Genomic DNA, 13,379 nt, shown 5'->3' on the forward strand with positions numbered 1-13,379 from the left:
GGGTTGTTCGATCACCGGGGGTTAGAGGCCGAGCTCGTCCAGCACGGGCAGCCGGGCGCGGACCCGGCTGCGGGCCTCGGCGGCGGACGGTGCGGACACGGCCAGCCGCGCCAGCGACCCGGCGGTCTCGGCGGTCACGCTGCGCAGCACGGCGCTGACCGCCGGGATGGCCCGGGCGGACATGGACAAGGTGGTCACGCCCAGCCCGGCCAGCACGACGGCGAGGGCCGGGTCCGCGGCCGACTCGCCGCAGACGCCAACGGGCTTGGGTGCCCGGCCCGGACCGCCGGTGTGGCGCGCCTGGGCGCGGGAGCCCTCGACGGTCGCCTGCACGAGTGCCAGCACGCCGGGCTGCCAGGGATCGTTCAGGGCGGCCAGCGGGCCCAGCTGCCGGTCGGCGGCCATGGTGTACTGGGTGAGGTCGTTCGTGCCGAGGCTGGCGAACTCGGCATGGTCGAGGATGTGCCGGGCGGTCAGGGCCGCCGATGGGACCTCCACCATGACGCCGGGCGTCTGGAGGCCGGCGGCGGTGCACAGGGCCGCGAACGAGGCGGCCTCGTCGGCGGTCGCGATCATGGGGGCCATGACCCACACATCGGCGCGTGACTGTCCGGCCGCGTCGGCGATGGCGGCGAGCTGGCGGGCCAGCACGCCCGGGGAGGTGCCGTCCGTGCGGAAGCCGCGCACGCCCAGGGCCGGGTTCGGCTCGGTGGCATCGGTCAGGAACGGCAGCGGCTTGTCCGCGCCGGCATCCAGCGTCCGGACCACGACCTTCTTGCCGGGGAACGCGTCGAACACGCCCTTGTATGCGGCCACCTGTTCGTCGTGGCCGGGTTCGGTGTCGTGGCCCAGGAAGCAGAACTCGGTGCGCAGCAGGCCCACGCCCTCGGCGTTCGCGGCGGCCGCGGCCACCGCGTCCTTCGCCCCGCCCACGTTGGCCAGCAGCGGGATCCGGTGGCCGTCGGCCAGCCGGCCCACGCCGTCGAACCCGGCCAGTCGCGACACCTGTTCGGCCCACCGGGAGGCGGCCTCGCGCTCGGCGTCCCCGGGGTCGGTGGTCACCACGCCCCGGCCGCCGTCCACGAAGATCTCGTCGCCGTCGGCCAGTTCGCCGACGCCGGCCGCGGCCACCACGGCCGGCAGTCCCAGGTTCCGGGCGATGATGGCCGTGTGCGATTGCGGGCCGCCGCCGGCCGTGACGAGGGCCAGCACCTTGGCAGGGTCCAGCGTGGCCGTGTCGGCCGGGGCCAGGTCGTCGGCGACCAGGATGAAGGGCGCGTCGGCGTCCGGGATGCCGGGAGCCGGCACGCCGCGCAGCTGGGCCACGATCCGGGCCCGCACATCGAGGACGTCGTGGGAGCGTTCGGCCATGTAGCCGCCGAGGTCCAGCAGCATGGCGGCCACGCCGTCGCCGGCCTCCCAAATGGCCCGCTGGGCCGATGCGCCCGCGTCGATGAGCTTCACGGCGGACTTGAGCAGCATGGGGTCCGCCGCCATCAGGGCCGTCGCCTCCAGGACGGCCTTGCCGTCGCCGGTGGCCTTTGCGGCCCGGCCGCGCAGCTCCTCCTTCACGACCGCCGCCGCGGACCTGAGGTTGCCGGCGGCGGCCTCCGCCGTCGTCGTGCCCTCGCGTTGTTCGCCGGCGGGCGGGGCGGCGATGGCCGGCGGCATGACCCGCACCGGTCCCACGACGCGCCCCGGCGTGACCCCGACTCCGGAATAGGTGTGCATGAGAGCTCCCTCGCGGTTCATCAGCGTGCCGTGACCTCTGCCACAAGCGGCGTTGCTGCCACAGTATCAACGGGCCTGCGCACGGCCCACCGCTTCAGCGCCACGACGGCCAATGCCGCAATGGCCACGCCGACGGCGATGGCAAGGACGAACATGGCCAGGTTGCCGATCGCGAAGAACACGAAGATGCCGCCGTGCGGGGCCTGGGACGTGACGCCGGCCGCCATGCTGATGGCGCCGGTCGCGGCGCCGCCGAGCATCATGGACGGGATGACGCGCAGCGGGTCGGCGGCGGCGAACGGGATGGCGCCCTCGGAGATGAATGAGGCACCCAGCAGCCAGGCCGCCTTGCCGTTCTCGCGTTCGGCCAGGGAGAAGCGGCGCTTGTCGATGACCGTCGCGAGGGCCATGGCCAGCGGCGGCACCATGCCGGCCGCCATCACGGCCGCCATGATCTCCCACGGGGCGTGGTTCAGCGCCGAGCCCGTGCCCAGGCCCGCCACGGCGAACGCGTAGGCCACCTTGTTGACCGGCCCGCCCAGGTCGAAGCACATCATCAGGCCCAGGACGATGCCCAGGGCGACGGCGGCAGCCCCGGACATGCCGGTCAGCCAGTGGTTCAGGCCCTGCGAGAGCCACGCGATGGGCCCGCCCAGGAACAGCAGCATGGCGCCCGAGGCGATGATGGAACCCAGCAGCGGGATGATGACCACGGGCATCAGGCCGCGCAGCCAGCGGGGGACCGGCCAGGTGCCGATCCAGTGCGCGGCCAGGCCGGCCAGCAGGCCGCCCACCAGGCCGCCCAGGAAGCCGGCGCCCATGAACACGGCGACGGCGCCGGCCGTGAAACCGGGCGCGATGCCTGGCCGGTCGGCGATGCCGAAGGCGATGTACCCGGCCAGGGCCGGGACCAGGAAGCCCATCGACAGGCCGCCGATCTTGAACGCAATCGCACCCAGGTACAGGGCCAGGTTGCCGTCGGGCAGGTTCAGCAGCGTGTTGTGCATCAGGATCGTGTCGGCCTGGTTGTTCAGGCCGATGCCGAACCCGGCCAGCAGGAAGCCCAACGCGATGAGCAGGCCGCCGCCGGCCACGAACGGGATCATGTAGCTGACACCCGTGAGCAGGACCTTCTTCACCTTCTGGCCCAGGTGCTCCGACGCCGCCTCGGCCCGATGCTCGGCGGCCTCCTCGGCGCCGAAGTGCGGCACCCGGTGCGCGTTGGGGTCCACGGCGGCGGCCAGCGCCTCGGTGATCATCCTGGCCGGTTCGTCGATGCCGCGCTTGACCGGGGAGCTGACTACCGGCTTGCCGGCGAAGCGTTCCTTCCCGCGCACGTCCACGTCCACGGCGAAGATGACGGCGTCGGCCGCCGCGATCACGGCCGGGTCCAGCGGCGTCACGGCCCCGGACCCCTGTGTCTCGACCTGCAGGTCGACGCCGGCGGCCCGCGCCGCCTCGACGAGCGAGTCGGCGGCCATATACGTATGGGCGATGCCCGTCGGGCACGCCGTCACGGCGACGAGCCGCTTCGGGGCGCCCGCCGGCCTGGCTTCACCGGCGTTGGGGCCCCCGCCCGCTTCGCGGGCGCCCGAAGCCGCTCCCGGGGCCCCAACGCCGGCTTCGCCAACTCCGGCCGACGCCGTGCGAGCCGTCGCCGTGGCGGGCGCACCAGCACGGGAAGTTTGGGCGGGCTTGTCCGCGAGGGCGGTGTCCACCAGGGCCACGATGTCGTTCGGGGTGTCGGCGCTGCGCAGGGCGGCCGTGAAGTCCTTGCGGATGAGGGCGCGGGCCAGCTTGGAGAGCAGCTTGAGGTGCTCGTTGTCCGCGCCGGCGGGGGCCGCGATGAAGAAGATGATGTCGGCCGGGCCGTCCTTGGCGCCGAAGTCGACGGCCGGGTTGAGCCGGGCCATGGCCAGCGTCGGTTCCAGCACGGCCTCGGAGCGGCAGTGCGGGATCGCGATGCCGCCGGGGACGCCGGTGGCGGTCTTCTGTTCGCGGGCCCAGGCGTCGGCGAACAGGGCGTCGATGCCGGTGGCCCGCCCGGTGCCGACGATGACGGCGGCCAGGTGGCGGATGACGGCGGCCGGCTCGGCACCCAGATCGGCGTCGAGGACGACCAGCTGGGGGGTGATCAGGGTTGTCATGTCAGTTCTCCAAGGCGTACGGCCAGGGCCGTCACGGTGACGGCGTCGGGGTGGGTTTCATTCAGGACCGGGACGCGGGTTCCCGGCAGGGAGGCGGCGGCTGCCCCATGGGCCACCGCCTGCTGCAGGCACCGGGTGGCCGGGGCTCCGGCCAGGGTGCCCAGCAGGTAGCCGGCGAGGGCAGAGTCGCCGGCGCCGACGGTGCTTTTCGCGATGATTTTCGGGCCACTGGCGAACCAGCTGCCCTCGGCCGTGACGAGCACGGCACCCTTGGCGCCGAGCGTGGCCAGGACGGCGCCCACTCCGCCGTCCGGGCCGGGCCCCACCAGGGTCTGTGCGGCGGCGGCGGCCTTGGCAGGGTCGGCCTCCAGCGACGGGCCGTCGCTGATGCCGGTCAACTCGGCAAGTTCCTCGGCGTTGGGCTTGAGCAGGTCCGGGCCGGCGGCCAGGCTGGCGGCCAGCGGCGCGCCGGAGGAGTCGACGGCGATCTTGGGGGAGTGGGCGCCGTGGCGGGCCCGCACGGCCCGGATGACGCGGGCGTGGAAGTCGTCCGGCGCCCCCGGCGGCAGCGAGCCGGCCAGCACCAGCCAGCTGGCGCCGTCGGACTCGGCGACACACAGCTCCAGCAGCGCCTGCGCCTGGTCGGGGGTGAGCGCCGGGCCCGGTTCGTTGACCTTCGTCGTGGTGCCATCGGGTTCGGTGATGGCCACGTTGCTGCGCAGTGGCACGCCGATCGGCAGGGCATGGTGCGGGATGTGCTCGGCGGCCAGCGCAAGCACGACGGCGTCGCCCGGGTCGCCGGGCAGCAGCGCCAGGGCGGTGGTGCCGGCGGCCGAGAGCGCCCGGACGATGTTCACGCCCTTGCCGCCGGGGTGGCCGGTGGCGGTGACGGCGCGTTGCACCTCGCCGCGGGCCAGCGGGGCGGCCAGCTCGATCGTGCGGTCCAGGCTCGGGTTGGGGGTGAGGGTGACGATCACGCGATCACGACCTCGACCCCGGCGGCGGCCAGCGCGGCGGCCAGGTCCGCGTCCGGTTCGGACGTCGTGATGAGCGTGTCGATGTCCTCGAGGGTGGCGAAGCGCACCAGGGTTTCCGCGCCCAGCTTGGAGGCGTCCGCCAGCACCACGACCTGCCGTGCGGCACGGACCATGGCCGTCTTCGTGGCGGCCTCGACCGGGTCCGGGGTGCTCAGGCCGAACCCGGCGTGGACGCCGTTCGTGCCGAGGAACGCGACGTCCGGGCGCAGGCCGGCGAGCTGTTCGGTGGCGCGCGCGCCGACCACGGCGCTCGTCAGCCCGCGCACCCGGCCGCCGAGGATGTCCAACTGCAGGTTCGGGTTGGCGGCCAGGGTCGTGGCGATGGGCAGCGAGTTGGTGATGACCAGCAGCTCGTCGGCCGGGGCCGAGGGCGACCAGCCGGCCAGTCGGTCAGCCAGCGCGGCCGTCGTGCTGCCGGAGTCCAACAGCACCGACGCGGTCGCGGCGTGCGGGACCAGCCGCATTGCGGCGGCGGCGATCCGGCGTTTCTCGTCCAGGCGCCGGCCGGCGCGCTCGGTCAGGCTGGGCTCGGAGGTGCTCAACCGGTCGAGTGCGACCGCCCCGCCGTGGACCCGGCGCAGGATGCGCGAATCCTCCAGCGAGGCCAGGTCGCGGCGGACGGTCTCCTGCGTGATGGCGAAGAGTTCGGCCAATTCGGTGACCGTCACCCGGCCCCGGTTGCCGACCAGCTCGGCGATGCGGTCGTGCCGTTCCTCTGCGAACATGGCGCTCCTTGCGGGTCGTCCTGCGTGACAAGTGTCACAGGATGTTGATTTGCCTGACTCTATCTGCGTTTATCTGCGTTTGTCAATAAGTTCCAACATAAACACAGATTTACCCGGCGGTCCGCCGCTGCCACCCCGGCGACTGCACGCCGCCGCCCAATCGAGTGATCGATACATCGGGGTGCGCGGACCTCGCACCCCGATGTATCGATCACTCGATCCGCTAGGACGCTCGAAACCCGGGAGAATGCACGCCCCCACCACTCATCGAGCCGGTGTCCCCGACGGGATTGGGCATCGCCGAGTCCCGGGTATCGCCGAGTCTGACCCAACGCTGCTTGTCGGACCGAGCGTTCGGTCTGTCTCGGTGGCCGGCGACCGGGCCCGCGCTGTACTTTTCCCGGCGCACGCGCAAGTCTGGGCGCATGGAAACCGTTGCCTGGTCGCGTCCGGAGGACGAACGTGCGGGGACGCCGCTGCTGCTCATGCTGCACGGCTACGGCTCGGACGAGCGGCGCATGAGCGCCCACTTCGACGCCATGCCCAGCGGGTTCACGTGCGCCGCGCTGCGGGCCCCGCGCGACGTCTCCGGCGACTACGGCTGGTTCCTGCTGGACTACTTCCTGGCCAACGACTTCGCCGAGGTCGTCTCGGCCGCCTCCGGCGTGCTGGCGTGGCTGGACGCCGTCACGGCGCGATACGGGTTCCGCAGCGTGTCCGTGCTCGGATTCTCGCAGGGCATGGCCATGGCCACGACGCTGCTGCGGCTGCGCCCGCGCACGGTGAGCGCCGCCGTCGGGCTTTCCGGGTTTGTCCTGAAGAACCACCTGCTGGCCTCCATGGAACCGCTCGCCGAGCGTGTCCCGTTCCTCTGGGCGCGCGACCCGGCCGACCTGGTCATCAACCGGGACGCCGCGGCGTTCACGGCGGACTGGCTGGCCGCGAACACGGACCTCTCGATCGCCGACTACGACGGCATGGGCCACCATTTGCGGGCCGACGAGCTGATGGACGCGGCGTCGTTCCTGACCGTCCACGTGGCCGGCGCGTCGCGGGGTTGACCGCACCGAACTCTGCACCCAACGATGGCGGCCAGTCAACCGAATGGGTGATGGCCGGGCGGAGCCGGATTCCTAGGCTGGAATCACGACCCGCACCGGGCGCCACCCCTGGAAGGACCCTCCCGTGAAAAAACTGTTCTACGCCGCGTTCGCCTACCTCGTCCTCGGCCTCGCCTCCGGCCTGTTCTTCCGCGAGTTCACGAAGGCCAAGGGTTTCGACGGTGCCACCCAGCTGGCGGTCGTGCACACGCACCTGCTCACGCTCGGCTTCATCGTGCTGCTGCTCGTCCTGGTGCTCGAGGCCGTGTTCGGGCTGACCAAGTCGAAGCTGTTCGGCTGGTTCTTCTGGACGTACAACGCCGGGCTCGTGCTGACGGCGGCCATCCTGACGGACCACGGCATGCTGCAGGTGGACGGCGTGACCGACGTCTCGGCGGCCATCCCCGGCATCGCCGGCCTCGGACACATCCTGTTGTCCGCGGGGATGGTGCTGCTGTTCCTCGCCCTGCGGACCCGGATCATGGTGAAGCACGACGCCGCGTCCCCGGCCCTCGCCGTCGGCTGACCTGCGCTGAACCCCGCCCAGCCTCGTGGCCTACGCTTGGACGAGATCGAGGTCAGGGGTTTTCTATGACACGCAAGAAGGACGAGCTCGCGCTTCCGGGAACGGAAACGGGAGCGGCACACCCGGGTCCGGCCGTGGGGCTGGCCGCGGCCGCCGCCTTCGACGAGCACGGCAGGCCCCGTCCGGCCGTGCAACGCATGCTGCTGCAGGCCGTGGAGGTCCAGCGCCCCGTGGTGCTCGCGAACCTGCGCCGGCTGCGCAAACGGCACCCGGACGCGTCCGCGTACGAGCTGGGCCGCAAACTGGAACGCGACTACCTGTCCGCCATGTCCGCCGGGGGTGCGGCGATCGGCGCCACGGCCATCATCCCCGGCGTGGGCACCATCGCGGCACTGTCGGTCTCCGCGGCCGCCACGGTCGTGTTCCTGGAGGCGACGGCACTGTACGCGCAGTCCGTCGCCGAGTTGCACGGCATCCGGCTGCAGGACCCGGAACGGGCCCAGCTGGCCGTCATGGCCATCGTGCTCGGCGAGGAGGGCACGGCCATGTTGAGCGGCCTGGCCGGGCACGCACAGGGCAAGGGGAAGACGCCCATGCAGGCATGGGGCAGGGCGGTGGGCAGCGGCATGCCACTGACGGCGGTGAAGAGCATGGCCGGCTCCATGCAGCGGCGGTTCCTGCGCAAGATGGCCGTGCAGGGCACCGCGTCCGCGATCGGCAAGTCCATCCCGTACGGCATCGGCGCGGTCGTGGGCGGTACCGGCAATTACCTGCTGGGCCGGGCCGTCATCAAGTCCACGCTGCGCGCCTTTGGCCCGGCGCCGGTCCTCATCCCCGCGGAGCTCGCGGCCGAGCTGGACGCACCCCGCAAGGACGTCAGCGGAACGCCAACGACGCCACGGCGAAGATCAGCAGGCCGGCCAGTGAGCCGACCACCGTGCCGTTGATGCGGATGAACTGCAGGTCCCGGCCCACCTGCAACTCGATCTTCTCGCTCGTCTCCACCGCGTCCCAGCGTTCCACCGTGTCCGTGATGATCGACGCGATCTCGTGCCGGTACGTGCGCACCAGGTAGGAGGCGGCCTCGGAGATCCACGCGTTCGTCTTGGCCGCCAGGTCCGGGTCGGTGACCAGCCGGGTGCCGAAGTCGCGGATCGCGCCGGTGAACTTCTTCCGCAGCTCGCTGTCCGGGTCGTCCACGGCCTCCAGCAGCGCCCTCTTCACGGTGTCCCACGTCCGTCCGGCCAGATCGCGCACCTGCGGGTCGTCGAGCACCTGCCGCTTGATGGATTCGGCGCGGGCGATCATGGCCGGGTCGTGTTGCAGATCCTGGGCCAGCGTCTTCAGGTACTCGTCCAGCTGCCGGCGCAGCTCATGGTTCGGGTCGTCCTGGACGGCGCGGGCGAATTTGTACAGCTCCGCGTACAGCTTGTCGCCCACCATGCCGTCCACGAACGACGGCACCCACGCCGGCGACCGGTCCGCAACGAGCCGGGACACGACGTCGTGGTTGCGCCCGATCCACTCGGTGGACCGGTCGACGAGCAGGTCCACGAGCTGGTGGTGGTGGCCCTCGTCGAAGACCCGCTCGGCCATCCGCCCGATCGGCGGCCCCCACGGCGGGGCGAGCACATGCTTGCGCACCATCGCCTCGATGACGTCGCGGACGTCGTCGTCGTTCAACACCGTCATGGCCCCGCGAATCGCGGCAGCGCCCTCCGTGGCCAGGCGTTCCGCGGCCGCCGGCCTCGCCAGCCACGCCCCCACCGTCTGTGCCAGCCGGGAGGCGGCCAGTTTGTCCCGCACCACGGATTCGGACAGGAAATTGGTCTCCACGAACTCGCCCAGGCTGGCGCCGATGGCGTCCTTCTTGTTCGGGATGATGGCCGTGTGGGGGATCGGCAGCCCCATAGGGTGGCGGAACAGCGCGGTCACGGCGAACCAGTCCGCGAGCGCGCCGACCATGCCGCCCTCGGCCGCGGCCCGCACATAGGCCAGCCACGGGTACCGGTGCTCCAGCGCGAACGCGACGGCGAAGATGACGGCCAGGGCCACGAGCAGGGCCAGCGCGATGGTTTTCATCCGGCGCAGCCCGGCGGCCTTCTCGGCCATGGACGAGAGGGGCTGGGTGGAGACTTGTTGCGCCATGGTGCAAGCGTAAGGGACGACGGCGGCAGGGGGCTGGGTGCGCGGCCGCACCACCCGCGCATGGCTACGCTGGGGTCCATGCAGATCATCGCCCACCGCGGCGCCAGCGGACAGTACGCCGAACATACCCGGGCCGCCTACCTGCGGGCCCTCGCCGACGGGGCCGACGGCGTGGAATGCGACGTCCACCTGAGCTCTGACGGGCAGGTGGTGCTCATGCACGACGACACGGTGGACCGCACCTCGGACGGCACGGGCCCCGTCGCCGGCAAGACCCTCGCCGAGCTGCGCGCCCTGGACATCAGCTCGTGGAAGGGCGTCGCGCTGCCGGACGGGTACGGGGCCGTGGCGGACCAGCTGCTGACGCTGGCCGAGATCCTCGATCTCCTGCGCGCTGCCGGACGGCCGGTCAAGCTCGCCATCGAGTTCAAGTACGACGTGTTCACGCCGGGCACCCGGGTCGACCCGGCGCTCGTGGACCGCACGTTGGCGGGGCTGGCCGCGGCCGGGTGGGTGGCGGCCACGTCCACGGTGGACCAGGTCGCGGTGTCGTTCATGAGCTTCCACCCGGACGTGGTGCGGCGCATCGCCGCCAACCTGCCGGCCCGGCACGTGTGCCAGCTGATCGATGACCTTCCGGCTGATTCCGCCGGGGACCCCACCGGCGAGTATGGGCGCCTGTTCGCGGATGCGCTCACCGTGCTGGACGACGGCGTCGCCCAGCTGGCCGGGCCCGGTATCGGCTTCCTGCGGGCACACACGGAACGGGCGCGCGGGTGGCTGGCGGCCGGCCGGCGCTTCCGGGTGTGGACCGTGAACACGCCCGAGGACCTGGACTTCTGCCGCGACCTCGGCGTGGCCGAGGTGACCACGGACTGGCCGGGGCGCATTCGTGGGCTGACCGCCCACGCTTGATCCAGCTTGGTGTGATTGCATTGGGGAATGGCTTCACCCATTGAGGACTACGCGCTCCTGTCCGACCTGCATACCGGCGCGCTGGTCGGCCGGGACGGCAGCATCGACTGGTTGTGTTTCCCGCGCTTCGACTCGCCGTCCGTGTTCGCAAACCTGCTCGGCACCCAGGACAACGGCCGCTGGCTGATGGCACCGGTGGGCGGCAACGCCCGCGTCGTCAGCCGTGAGTACGTGGACAGAACGTTCGTGCTGCAGACCGTGTGGGAGACTGACAGCGGCGGGGTGCTCATCACCGAGTTCATGCCCGTGGGGGACAGGCGCGCGTCGATCGTGCGGCGCATCCAGGGCCTTGTCGGTTCCGTGGACATCCACCAGGAGATCACCGTCCGGTTCGGCTACGGCAAGGTGCTGCCGTGGGTGCGGCGCGTGCGGGAGGCGGACGGCGTGGAGGCCGTGGTGGGCGTGGCCGGACCCGACGCCGTGGTGCTGCGCGGCAACCAGCTGCCGCACGCCTCCGACCACAAGCACGCGGGCACGTTCACCGTGCGCGCCGGCGAGCACGTGGACCAGGAGCTGACCTGGTACCCGTCGCACCGGGACGTGCCGCCGGGCATCGACATCGACGCCGCGCTGGCGGAGACGGTGCGCTACTGGGAGAAGTGGGCGGCCCGTTACAACCAGGACGGCAAGTACGCCCCGGCCGTGGAACGGTCCCTGCTGGTGCTTCGGGCGCTGACCCACGAGGACACCGGCGGGATCGTCGCCGCCCCGACCACGTCGCTGCCGGAGGACTTCGGCGGGGCGCGCAACTGGGACTACAGGTATTGCTGGCTGCGCGACGCCGCCCTGACGCTGGAGGCCATGCTCACGCACGGCTACGCCCAGGAGGCGTTGAAGTGGCGGGACTGGCTGCTGCGCGCCGTCGCCGGCGACCCGGAGGACCTGCAGATCATGTACGGGCTGGCCGGCGAACGCGAGCTGGCCGAGGAGGACCTCGAGCACCTGCCCGGCTATGAGGGCGCCATCCCCGTGCGCATCGGCAACGGCGCCGTCGGCCAATACCAGGCCGACGTCGTCGGGGAGGTCCTCGTCGCGTTGGAGAAGCTGCGCCTGGCCGGCGGCCACGAGGACCACTTCTCCTGGCCGCTGCAGCAGTCAATGCTGCATTTCGTCGACAACCACCTCACGGACCAGGACCACGGCATCTGGGAGATGCGCGGGGACCTGCAGCACTTCACGCATTCGCGGGTCATGATGTGGGCGGCGTTCGACTGTGGCGTGCGGGCCGTGCGCGACCACGGCCTGCACGGCCCGGTGGAGCGCTGGGAACAGTTGCGGGAGCAGCTGCGCGAGGAGATCCTCGAACACGGCTTCAACAAGGAGCTGAACTCGTTCACCCAGACCTACGGGGGCACCACCACGGACGCGTCGCTGCTCGTCATCCCCCAGGTGGGTTTCCTGCCGTACAAGGACCCCATGATGCTGGGCACCGTGGCGGCCCTGGAGCGTGAACTTATCGGCGACCACGGCCTGATCATGCGCTACCGGACGGAGACCGGGTTGGACGGTCTGGAGCCGGGCGAGCACCCGTTCCTGGCCTGCTCGTTCTGGCTCGTGGAGCAGTACGCGCACGTCGGGCGGCGGCAGGACGCCCTGGCGCTGATGGACAAGCTGGTGGCGCTGTCCAACGAGCTGGGACTGCTCAGCGAGGAGTACGACATGGGGCAGGGCCGGATGGCCGGGAATTTCCCGCAGGCGTTCTCACACTTGGCGCTCGTGCGCGCCGCCGACGCCCTGCACGGGACCGAACAGCTGAGTCTGGCCACGGACGCGATCAACATCATCCGCCCGCTGGAGCAGGAGCAGGCCGCCGCGCCGGGCCCGGCATGAGACTGCGGGACTCCCCGGCGGCCCGGATCGGCGCCTCGATCGCCATCGCCACCGGCCTGTACGGCGTGTCCTTCGGGGCGCTGTCCGTGGCGGCCGGACTGGACCTCTGGCAGACCATGGCGTTGAGCCTGCTGCTGTTCAGCGGCGGCTCCCAGTTCGCGTTCATCGGCGTGGTCGCCGGTGGCGGCACGGGTGTGGCGGCCATGAGCGCCGCGGCCCTGCTGGGCATCCGCAACGGCGTGTACGGCATGCAGCTGAACGCGCTGCTGCGCCCGGCCGGGTGGCGGCGGTTCGTGGCCGCCCAGTTCACCATCGACGAATCGACGGCGACGGCCACCGGCCAGACCGATCCGGATGAGCGGAAACGCGGCTTCTGGGTAGCCGGGGTGGGCGTCTTCGTCCTCTGGAACCTGTTCACGGCCATCGGCGCGCTCGCCGGCGCCGCGATGGGAGACCCGAAACAGTGGGGCCTGGATGGCGCGGCCGTGGCCGCGTTCCTGGGCCTGCTGTGGCCACGCGTCAGGGCGTTCCAGCCGGCCGCCATCGCCGTCGTGTGTGCGGTTGCCACGCTGCTGGCCGTGCCGTTCGTGCCGCCGGGCGTGCCGATCCTGGTCGCCGCCGTCGTCGCCGCCGGGATCGGCTGGTTCCGGCACCGCAACGTCCGCCACGACGCCGACGGCATGGAGCCGGACGTTGAACCGTACGCGCACCACGGCGGCGCCGCCCTCGAGCCGGGGGAGCGCGCATGAGCCTGTGGCCGTGGGTGTTGCTGGCCGCACTGTTGGCGTATGCGACGAAACTGCTCGGCTATCTGGTGCCGGGCAGGTGGCTGGCGAACCCGCGGATGTCGCACCTGGCCGGCACGTTGACCATCGGCCTGCTGGCGTCGCTGACGGTGGTCAACGCGGCGGCCAGCGGGACCGCCGTCGTGCTTGACGCCCGGATCGGCGCGCTGGTCGCGGCCGCGACCGCACTGTTGCTGCGTGCCCCGTTCCTCGTGGTGGTGCTGGTGGGCGCGCTTGCCGCGGCCGGGCTCCGCCTGCTCGGCGTGCCCTGAACCGTGGCCCGGGATCTAGCCCGAAGTTACGTGGGCTTTCTGCCCGGTTTCGTTGAGTTTCCGGGTGGAAAGCCTTCTTTCGGCCTAAATATGTAGTCAGAAT

At 71.7% G+C, this 13,379-nt stretch carries 12 protein-coding genes; 7 read left to right on the forward strand and 5 right to left on the reverse strand.

What is annotated here, in order from left to right; all coding sequences use genetic code 11:
- Positions 1 to 21: 21 nt before the first annotated feature.
- From EJC77_RS09300 to EJC77_RS09315, 4 genes are read right to left on the reverse strand one after another with little or no spacing between them, the layout of a single operon-like run.
- Positions 22 to 1,731 (reverse strand): phosphoenolpyruvate--protein phosphotransferase, encoded by a 1,710-nt coding sequence (locus EJC77_RS09300; RefSeq protein ID WP_125611887.1) that lies wholly within the window; start codon positions 1,729 to 1,731, stop codon positions 22 to 24.
- 20 nt (positions 1,732 to 1,751) lie between these two features.
- On the reverse strand, positions 1,752 to 3,878 hold the full coding sequence (locus EJC77_RS09305; RefSeq protein ID WP_125611889.1) for a PTS fructose transporter subunit IIABC: 2,127 nt from the start codon (positions 3,876 to 3,878) through the stop codon (positions 1,752 to 1,754).
- Positions 3,875 to 4,855 (reverse strand): 1-phosphofructokinase family hexose kinase, encoded by a 981-nt coding sequence (locus EJC77_RS09310; protein WP_125611891.1) that lies wholly within the window; start codon positions 4,853 to 4,855, stop codon positions 3,875 to 3,877. Before EJC77_RS09310 ends, EJC77_RS09305 begins: the two co-directional genes overlap by 4 nt.
- On the reverse strand, positions 4,852 to 5,640 hold the full coding sequence (locus tag EJC77_RS09315; RefSeq protein WP_125611893.1) for a DeoR/GlpR family DNA-binding transcription regulator: 789 nt from the start codon (positions 5,638 to 5,640) through the stop codon (positions 4,852 to 4,854). The genes EJC77_RS09310 and EJC77_RS09315 overlap by 4 nt, the downstream gene beginning before the upstream one ends.
- A 425-nt stretch (positions 5,641 to 6,065) precedes the next feature.
- Here EJC77_RS09315 and EJC77_RS09320 point away from each other — a divergent pair, with 425 nt between their 5' ends.
- The 3 genes from EJC77_RS09320 (at position 6,066) to EJC77_RS09330 (ending at position 8,213) form a co-directional block, all read left to right on the forward strand.
- Positions 6,066 to 6,701: an alpha/beta hydrolase gene (locus EJC77_RS09320; protein WP_125611895.1), complete on the forward strand. Its 636-nt coding sequence runs from the start codon at positions 6,066 to 6,068 to the stop codon at positions 6,699 to 6,701.
- 124 nt (positions 6,702 to 6,825) lie between these two features.
- On the forward strand, positions 6,826 to 7,266 hold the full coding sequence (locus EJC77_RS09325) for a DUF2871 domain-containing protein (protein ID WP_125611897.1): 441 nt from the start codon (positions 6,826 to 6,828) through the stop codon (positions 7,264 to 7,266).
- 65 nt (positions 7,267 to 7,331) lie between these two features.
- Positions 7,332 to 8,213: a hypothetical protein gene (locus EJC77_RS09330; RefSeq protein WP_205787055.1), complete on the forward strand. Its 882-nt coding sequence runs from the start codon at positions 7,332 to 7,334 to the stop codon at positions 8,211 to 8,213.
- On the opposite strand, the gene EJC77_RS09335 is transcribed toward EJC77_RS09330, so the two are convergent.
- Complete coding sequence (locus tag EJC77_RS09335; RefSeq protein ID WP_125611899.1) at positions 8,143 to 9,414, reverse strand: DUF445 domain-containing protein; 1,272 nt, start codon at positions 9,412 to 9,414, stop codon at positions 8,143 to 8,145. The two genes, EJC77_RS09330 and EJC77_RS09335, sit on opposite strands and share 71 nt — an antisense overlap.
- A gap of 60 nt (positions 9,415 to 9,474) precedes the next feature.
- Here EJC77_RS09335 and EJC77_RS09340 point away from each other — a divergent pair, with 60 nt between their 5' ends.
- From EJC77_RS09340 to EJC77_RS09355, 4 genes are read left to right on the forward strand one after another with little or no spacing between them, the layout of a single operon-like run.
- Positions 9,475 to 10,329 (forward strand): glycerophosphodiester phosphodiesterase, encoded by an 855-nt coding sequence (locus tag EJC77_RS09340; RefSeq protein ID WP_125611901.1) that lies wholly within the window; start codon positions 9,475 to 9,477, stop codon positions 10,327 to 10,329.
- 27 nt (positions 10,330 to 10,356) lie between these two features.
- Entirely contained in the window at positions 10,357 to 12,219 is a 1,863-nt protein-coding gene (locus tag EJC77_RS09345; RefSeq protein WP_125611903.1) for a glycoside hydrolase family 15 protein, read from the forward strand.
- Positions 12,216 to 12,968, forward strand: coding sequence for an AzlC family ABC transporter permease (locus tag EJC77_RS09350; protein ID WP_125611905.1), 753 nt, complete (start codon positions 12,216 to 12,218; stop codon positions 12,966 to 12,968). Before EJC77_RS09345 ends, EJC77_RS09350 begins: the two co-directional genes overlap by 4 nt.
- On the forward strand, positions 12,965 to 13,276 hold the full coding sequence (locus EJC77_RS09355; protein ID WP_125611907.1) for an AzlD domain-containing protein: 312 nt from the start codon (positions 12,965 to 12,967) through the stop codon (positions 13,274 to 13,276). The genes EJC77_RS09350 and EJC77_RS09355 overlap by 4 nt, the downstream gene beginning before the upstream one ends.
- Positions 13,277 to 13,379 lie beyond the last annotated feature (103 nt).

It is taken from the genome of Specibacter cremeus (genome assembly GCF_003946885.1).
GTDB classification, from domain to species: domain Bacteria; phylum Actinomycetota; class Actinomycetes; order Actinomycetales; family Micrococcaceae; genus Specibacter; species Specibacter cremeus.

Coding starts and splice junctions, on each gene's coding strand:
- EJC77_RS09300 (WP_125611887.1), bottom strand. CDS start 1,731: ATGCACACCTATTCCGGAGTCGGGGTCACGCCGGGGCGCGTCGTGGGA.
- EJC77_RS09305 (WP_125611889.1), bottom strand. CDS start 3,878: ATGACAACCCTGATCACCCCCCAGCTGGTCGTCCTCGACGCCGATCTG.
- EJC77_RS09315 (WP_125611893.1), bottom strand. CDS start 5,640: ATGTTCGCAGAGGAACGGCACGACCGCATCGCCGAGCTGGTCGGCAAC.
- EJC77_RS09320 (WP_125611895.1), top strand. CDS start 6,066: ATGGAAACCGTTGCCTGGTCGCGTCCGGAGGACGAACGTGCGGGGACG.
- EJC77_RS09330 (WP_205787055.1), top strand. CDS start 7,332: ATGACACGCAAGAAGGACGAGCTCGCGCTTCCGGGAACGGAAACGGGA.
- EJC77_RS09335 (WP_125611899.1), bottom strand. CDS start 9,414: ATGGCGCAACAAGTCTCCACCCAGCCCCTCTCGTCCATGGCCGAGAAG.
- EJC77_RS09340 (WP_125611901.1), top strand. CDS start 9,475: ATGGCTACGCTGGGGTCCATGCAGATCATCGCCCACCGCGGCGCCAGC.
- EJC77_RS09345 (WP_125611903.1), top strand. CDS start 10,357: ATGGCTTCACCCATTGAGGACTACGCGCTCCTGTCCGACCTGCATACC.
- EJC77_RS09350 (WP_125611905.1), top strand. CDS start 12,216: ATGAGACTGCGGGACTCCCCGGCGGCCCGGATCGGCGCCTCGATCGCC.
- EJC77_RS09355 (WP_125611907.1), top strand. CDS start 12,965: ATGAGCCTGTGGCCGTGGGTGTTGCTGGCCGCACTGTTGGCGTATGCG.